The organism is Pseudomonas inefficax, assembly GCF_900277125.1.
Taxonomy (GTDB): domain Bacteria; phylum Pseudomonadota; class Gammaproteobacteria; order Pseudomonadales; family Pseudomonadaceae; genus Aquipseudomonas; species Aquipseudomonas inefficax.
In genome coordinates this window covers 1-5,658 of record NZ_OPYN01000079.1, presented here as the reverse complement: position 1 = coordinate 5,658, position 5,658 = coordinate 1, and the positions used below count along the sequence as shown (strand labels likewise).

The following is a 5,658-nucleotide window of genomic DNA, read 5'->3' as shown; positions in this document are numbered from 1 at the left end:
AGCAGGGCGAAGGCAAGCAGCAATGCGAATGGTTTGTTCATAGAAGGCTTTGAGAGGACTCACCGGCGGTCGGAGCATGATGACACAAGCGCGGGGGCAAACCCACCTGCGAAGGTATGAAGCTGCGCTTCGCTTATGCAGACCGCGCTGCGCCCGCGTGGTTCGCGGCAGAGCCTGCCGCAGCCCCCGAACACAGAGTCCTTGCTCTTGCTCTTGCTCTCGCTTTTGCTTTTGCTTCTAAGCGCGCGATAGTTCAGGCGCCGCAGATTGCGACTTCAGGAGGCCGAGCGAAGGGACTGCGGAGGGAGGTGACGGGCATGGATGCCCGTCAAGCGCTGAGGCCCCATGGATGGGGCCTGCAGCGCGTACTCCCGGGAGCAGGCCCGTAGCGAGGGGACCCCGGAGCGCAGCGTAGGGGCCGCATGATGGGAGCGGACGGTTTTTGGTTCCTTTTTGCCACGACAAAAAGGGACCCGCCGTAAGGGCGGAAGGGTGAGCCAGCGTCGCCATCGCAAACGGACTGTTCGCCCTATCAAAACCGGCGCTTAAGCTTTTTGGCTTTGGTTTTGGCTTTGGCTTTTTGGATGTGGGCTTTCAAATCGAGCAGACATTCATTCACGAAGGTGGCGCGAAATCACCTTTCCGCCCTTACGGCGGGTCCCTTTTTGTCGTGGCAAAAAGGAACCAAAAACCGTCGGCTCCCATCATGCGGCCCCTCCGCTTCGCTACGGGGTTCCCTCGCTACGGGCTTGCTCCCGGGAGGACGCGCTGCAGGCCCCATCCATGGGGCCTCAGCGCTTGACGGGCATCCATGCCCGTCACCTCCCTCCGCAAGCCCTTCGCTCGGCCTCCTGAAGTCGCAATCGGCGTCGCCTGAACTATTGCGCGCTTAGAAGCAAAAGCAAAAGCAAAGCAAAGCAAAGCAAAAGCCGAAAAGAGTAAGAGCAAGAACTACTGCCACGCTCGGAATCACTTACTCAGCGGGTCATCCCAGAAATGCCGCTCGGCCTCTTGCTGGATATCCGCCCGGCTCAAGCCCAGGTCGTGCAAGGTTGCGTCACTGAGGCTGGCCAGTTCCTGACGTTGGCGGTACAGCTGCAGCCAGCGCGCCGGGCGCTGCAGGGCGGCATGCCACAGGTGGTTCAGGGAAAAGGCAGGTTGCTGGATGCTGCTGACATGACCTTTCATCGTGAAGCCCTCCGTGTTGATGGCTCCAGTCTCGCGCCAGGCATAAGATCAATCCAACGAATGTTTCTGATGCCATGCATCTCGGAGATTGATGCAATGTCCCAGTACCAGAGCCTCGATGCGGACGTACTGCGCACCTTCGTGGCCATCGCCGAGCAGGGCGGCTTCACCCGAGCCGGCGAGGTGGTCAACCGCACCCAGTCGGCGGTGAGCATGCAGATGAAACGCCTGGAGGAGGACATACTGCAGCGCCAGCTGTTCGAGCGCGACGGCCGCCAGGTGCGCCTGACCGCCGAGGGCCAGGTGTTGCTGGGCTATGCCCGGCGCATCCTCAAGTTGCATGGCGAAGTGTTCAACACCCTGCGCATGCCGCACATGGTCGGGGTAGTACGCATCGGTACGCCGGACGACTATGCCATGCGCTTCCTGCCGACCATTCTGTCGAGCTTTGCCCAGGCTTACCCGCTGGTGCAGGTGGAGGTGCATTGTGACTCCTCCAAACAGCTGATGCTGCGCCAGGACCTGGACCTGACCATCGTCACCCGTGAGCCGGGCAACGAGATTGGTCAGCTGCTGCGCCAGGAACGCCTGGTCTGGGCCGCTGCGGAAGGTTTCTGTCCGCAGGAGCAACGCCCCATGCCGGTAGCCTTGTTCAACACCGACTGCTTCTGCCGGGCCTGGACCTGCAATGCCCTGGAGGCCCAAGGCATCGACTACCGCATCGCCTATACCAGCCCGAGCCTGGCCGCGATCTTTGCCATTGTCACTGCAGGGTTGGCGGTGACCGCACAGTTGCAGAGCCTGATTGGCGGGAATATCCGCATTCTGGGGGAGAGCGAAGGGTTGCCGCAGTTGCCCGTGGCCAATGTGATGCTAGTGCGCAGTACCCAGAACCCTTCGCCGATCACCGATTGCATGGCCGATTACATTGTCGAAGGGTTCAAGTGATTTGGGGCTGCTGCGCAGCCCATCGCGACACAAGGCCGCTCCTACAAGGGTACGCGATCCCTGTAGGAGCGGCCTTGTGTCGCGATGGGCCGCAAAGCGGCCCCAAAATCTCAAAGCTCGAACCCGAGCATTACCGCACACCCCACCAAAAACACACAGAACATCGCCCGCAACACCTTCTCCGGCAACGCATGGGCCAATTTCACCCCCCAGCTGATACTCAGCAGGCCACCCACCGCCAATGGCACCCCCACACCCCAGTCGACACTGTGGTGTACCCCGTAGGTCACCAGGGTTACCAAGGTACTCGGCGCCGCCAGCGCCAGCGACAGCCCCTGCGCCACCACCTGGGTGGTACCGAACACACTGGTCAGGATCGGCGTGGCCACCACCGCCCCACCCACCCCGAACAAGCCACCCATTGTCCCGGCAAAACTGCCCAGGAGACCCAGCCACGGCCAGGCATAGCGCAACTCGGCGCTGGGCGGTGTCACCTTCATGAACATCCGCGCCACGTTCCACACTGCCAAGGCCACCAGAAAGCCGACAAAGCCCAGGCGCATGGAATGCGCATCCAGCCCCACCGCCCAGATCGACCCCAGCCAGGCGAACACGAAGCTGCACAGCGACAACGGCAGCGCATGGCGCAACTCGATGCGGTTACGCTGGTGATAACGCCACAGCGCCAGCAGCACATTGGGAACCACCATCACCAACGCCGTGCCCTGCGCCAGTTGCTGGTCCAGGCCGAACAGAACCCCCAGCGCCGGAATCGCGATCAGCCCACCGCCAATGCCGAACAGACCGCCCATGGTCCCCAGGGCCGCACCCAGCACGATATACAACAACCAGTCGATCATCAGGGTCTCACCCGCTTATGCATACAATGCGAGCATGCTAACGATTGCGGGCTGGCGGGGAAACGCACAGCAGCGCACAATGGCTATGCGTTTTTCGCAAAAGCAAGGCAGCCATGAGCCCCGATACCCTGACCGACCAGCTAAGCCTGTTCCTCGATGTGCTGGAAACCGGCAGCTTTTCTGCCGCCGCCCGCCGCCACCCGCTGACGCCGTCCGCCGTGGCCCGGCGCATCGACAACCTGGAAAGCGCCGTGGGCAGCCGCCTGTTCACCCGTAGCACCCACGCCGTGCGCGCCACACCTGCAGGCAATGCCTTTGCCGAACGGGCCAGGCGCATCATCGAAGAACTGCGCCTGGCCCGCGCCGAAGCGGTGTCGCTGAGCAATGCCCCCGAAGGCCTGATCCGCATCGACGCCCCCGCCGCATTCGGCCGCCGCCACCTGGCCCCGGCCATCGCTGATTTTCTGGTCGCCTACCCGGGCCTGGATGTGCAACTGCGCCTGATCGACAGCTTTGTCGACCTGCATGGCAGCCACCTGGGCGAGGTCGACCTGATGCTGCGCGCCGGCCCCCTGGCCGATACCCGGCTGGTCGCCACGCCTTTGGCCTACATGGTGCGCATCGCCTGTGCCAGCCCGGCCTACCTGGCCAGCCGCGGCATGCCCACCTGCCCCAGCGAGCTGCCCGGGCACGACGGCCTGGACTGGGACGGCCTGGCGCCGCCATTCGCCTGGCGTTTCAACGTGGCCGGGCAAACCCGCCTGTACCGCCCCTCACGCATGCGCATGGCCGCCAACAATGCCGAGACCCTGCTGTTCGGCGCCCTCGCCGGCTTGGGTATCGCCCACCTGCCCACTTGGCTGATCAGCGAATACCTGCTGCGCGGCGAGCTGATGCCGTTGTTTTGCGACGGTGGCTTGCCCAAAGCGGAAAGCAGCGGTATCTACGCGCTTCGACTGGAACATGAAACGAACTCTCGCAGCCGTTTGCTGCTCGAATTTCTCAAGAGCCGCTTCAGCCCGATTCCACCCTGGGACCTGGCCTTGCGCAGTGAACTGCGCGAATAAAGCGCGCACTAACGATCAGCGTGCCAGACTTTCCCATTGATTACTTTCAAGGACCTGCATGAACGCCAACACCCAAGCCTCTTGTGACGAGTTGCTGCTGGACAACCAGGTCTGTTTCGCCCTGCACTCCACCTCGTTGCTGATGACCAAGGTCTACAAACCGCTGCTGCAGGCCCTGGGCCTGACCTACCCGCAGTACCTGGCCATGCTCGTGCTGTGGGAGCATGACGGCCTGACCGTCGGCGAGATCAGCCAGCACCTGCTCACCGACCCTGGCTCGCTGACGCCGCTGCTGAAGCGCCTGGAAAGCGAAGGCCTGCTGCAGCGCAACCGCAGCCGCGAGGACGAGCGAGTGGTACTGGTGCAGTTGACCGACAAGGGCCGCGCCCTGCAGCAGCAGGCCAAAGAAGTGCCGCAGTGCATTCTCAAGGCCAGCGGCTACAGCCTGGAGCAGCTGCAGCAACTGCAGGCCGACCTGCTGGCGCTGCGCGAGAACCTGCAGAAAAACCTCTGACAGCTATGCTGTGCAATGGCCGTTCGGATGAGCGGTGAAGATTTATCTTGCGCGCTAACTAATTGCGCGCTAATTTAAATCCCACACCAACCCGCGCCCTCCTCCAGACGGGAAGCGCACAGCACATTAGCGAGGCTCAAGATGCAAAAGGTCACTCCGCTGTACATCGCAGAAGCTACCTCCACCGGTGGGCGCGACGGCAAATCCCGTTCCAGTGACGGCAAGCTGGTGGTCAGCCTGAGCACCCCCAAGGAACTGGGCGGCGCAGGCGGTGACGGCACCAACCCCGAGCAGATGTTCGCCGCCGGTTACTCGGCGTGCTTCATCGGTGCCCTGAAGTTCGTGGCCGGGCAGGAGAAAAAAGCCCTGCCGGCGGACGCCTCGATCACTGCGAAGGTGGGCATCGGCCAGATTCCGGGCGGTTTCGGCCTGGACATCGACTTGCACATCAACCTGCCGGGCCTGGCCCAGGCCGATGCCGAAGGGCTGGTGGAAAAGGCGCACAAGGTGTGCCCGTACTCCAACGCCACTCGCGGCAATGTGGATGTGCGCCTGCACGTGACCGTCTAAGGCTGTGGGAGCGGCCTTGCGTCGCGATGGGGCGCGAAGCGGCCCCAGGATCGGCCTGCGAAAGCAAGTATTCCTGTGAGATCGTCAGGGCCGCTTCGCGCCCCATCGCGACACAAGGCCGCTCCTACAAAGGCAAGCGTGCCCCGGCCTAAAATCTGCAGGCATGAAAAAACCCGGCCAAGGCCGGGTTTTTGCGTTACACAAGAAGGATTACTTCTTGGAACGGCCTTTGAAGCTGTTGTCGCGAGTGTCGATATCGATCCACTCGTCGATCTGAATGAAGTCGGCAACCGAGATCTCGGTACCGTTCTTCAGCTTGGCAGGCTTCATGACCTTGCCCGAGGTGTCGCCGCGTGCAGCGTTCTCGGTGTAGACAACCTGGCGGCTGATGGTGGTCGGCAGTTCAACCGATACCAGGCGGCCTTCGAAGCACACGGCTTCGCAGACGTCTTCCATGCCTTCTTCGATGTACGGCAGAACGGCTTCGATGTCCTCGGCGTTCAGTTCGTAC

At 62.5% G+C, this 5,658-nt stretch carries 6 protein-coding genes and 1 pseudogene; 4 read left to right on the top strand and 3 right to left on the bottom strand.

Going from position 1 to position 5,658, the window contains the following annotated elements; translation table 11 throughout:
- Positions 1-969: 969 nt before the first annotated feature.
- The gene (locus JV551A3_RS10215) at positions 970-1,188 is read right to left on the bottom strand and encodes a DUF1127 domain-containing protein (RefSeq protein ID WP_003260420.1); all 219 of its coding nucleotides are present in this window, start codon (positions 1,186-1,188) and stop codon (positions 970-972) included.
- Positions 1,189-1,284: 96 nt separating this feature from the next.
- Between JV551A3_RS10215 and JV551A3_RS10210 the strand changes: the two genes are divergently transcribed.
- A complete protein-coding gene (locus tag JV551A3_RS10210; protein ID WP_061552405.1) occupies positions 1,285-2,136 on the top strand; it encodes a LysR substrate-binding domain-containing protein in 852 nt (283 codons plus the stop codon).
- 110 nt (positions 2,137-2,246) lie between these two features.
- On the opposite strand, the gene JV551A3_RS10205 is transcribed toward JV551A3_RS10210, so the two are convergent.
- A complete protein-coding gene (locus tag JV551A3_RS10205) occupies positions 2,247-2,996 on the bottom strand; it encodes a sulfite exporter TauE/SafE family protein (RefSeq protein ID WP_133970714.1) in 750 nt (249 codons plus the stop codon).
- A gap of 113 nt (positions 2,997-3,109) precedes the next feature.
- Here JV551A3_RS10205 and JV551A3_RS10200 point away from each other — a divergent pair, with 113 nt between their 5' ends.
- The 3 genes from JV551A3_RS10200 to JV551A3_RS10190 all read left to right on the top strand — a co-directional run bounded on the left by JV551A3_RS10200 (position 3,110) and on the right by JV551A3_RS10190 (position 5,147).
- Positions 3,110-4,063, top strand: coding sequence for a LysR family transcriptional regulator (locus tag JV551A3_RS10200; protein WP_133970713.1), 954 nt, complete (start codon positions 3,110-3,112; stop codon positions 4,061-4,063).
- Positions 4,064-4,121: 58 nt separating this feature from the next.
- Complete coding sequence (locus tag JV551A3_RS10195) at positions 4,122-4,577, top strand: MarR family winged helix-turn-helix transcriptional regulator (RefSeq protein WP_133970712.1); 456 nt, start codon at positions 4,122-4,124, stop codon at positions 4,575-4,577.
- A gap of 141 nt (positions 4,578-4,718) precedes the next feature.
- On the top strand, positions 4,719-5,147 hold the full coding sequence (locus JV551A3_RS10190; protein ID WP_013971531.1) for an organic hydroperoxide resistance protein: 429 nt from the start codon (positions 4,719-4,721) through the stop codon (positions 5,145-5,147).
- Positions 5,148-5,357: 210 nt separating this feature from the next.
- Here the strand turns inward: JV551A3_RS10190 and JV551A3_RS10185 are convergent.
- Positions 5,358-5,658 (bottom strand): annotated as a pseudogene (locus JV551A3_RS10185) (elongation factor P); the annotation flags it as partial.

Coding starts and splice junctions, on each gene's coding strand:
- JV551A3_RS10190 (WP_013971531.1), top strand. CDS start 4,719: ATGCAAAAGGTCACTCCGCTGTACATCGCAGAAGCTACCTCCACCGGT.
- JV551A3_RS10210 (WP_061552405.1), top strand. CDS start 1,285: ATGTCCCAGTACCAGAGCCTCGATGCGGACGTACTGCGCACCTTCGTG.
- JV551A3_RS10215 (WP_003260420.1), bottom strand. CDS start 1,188: ATGAAAGGTCATGTCAGCAGCATCCAGCAACCTGCCTTTTCCCTGAAC.
- JV551A3_RS10205 (WP_133970714.1), bottom strand. CDS start 2,996: ATGATCGACTGGTTGTTGTATATCGTGCTGGGTGCGGCCCTGGGGACC.
- JV551A3_RS10200 (WP_133970713.1), top strand. CDS start 3,110: ATGAGCCCCGATACCCTGACCGACCAGCTAAGCCTGTTCCTCGATGTG.
- JV551A3_RS10195 (WP_133970712.1), top strand. CDS start 4,122: ATGAACGCCAACACCCAAGCCTCTTGTGACGAGTTGCTGCTGGACAAC.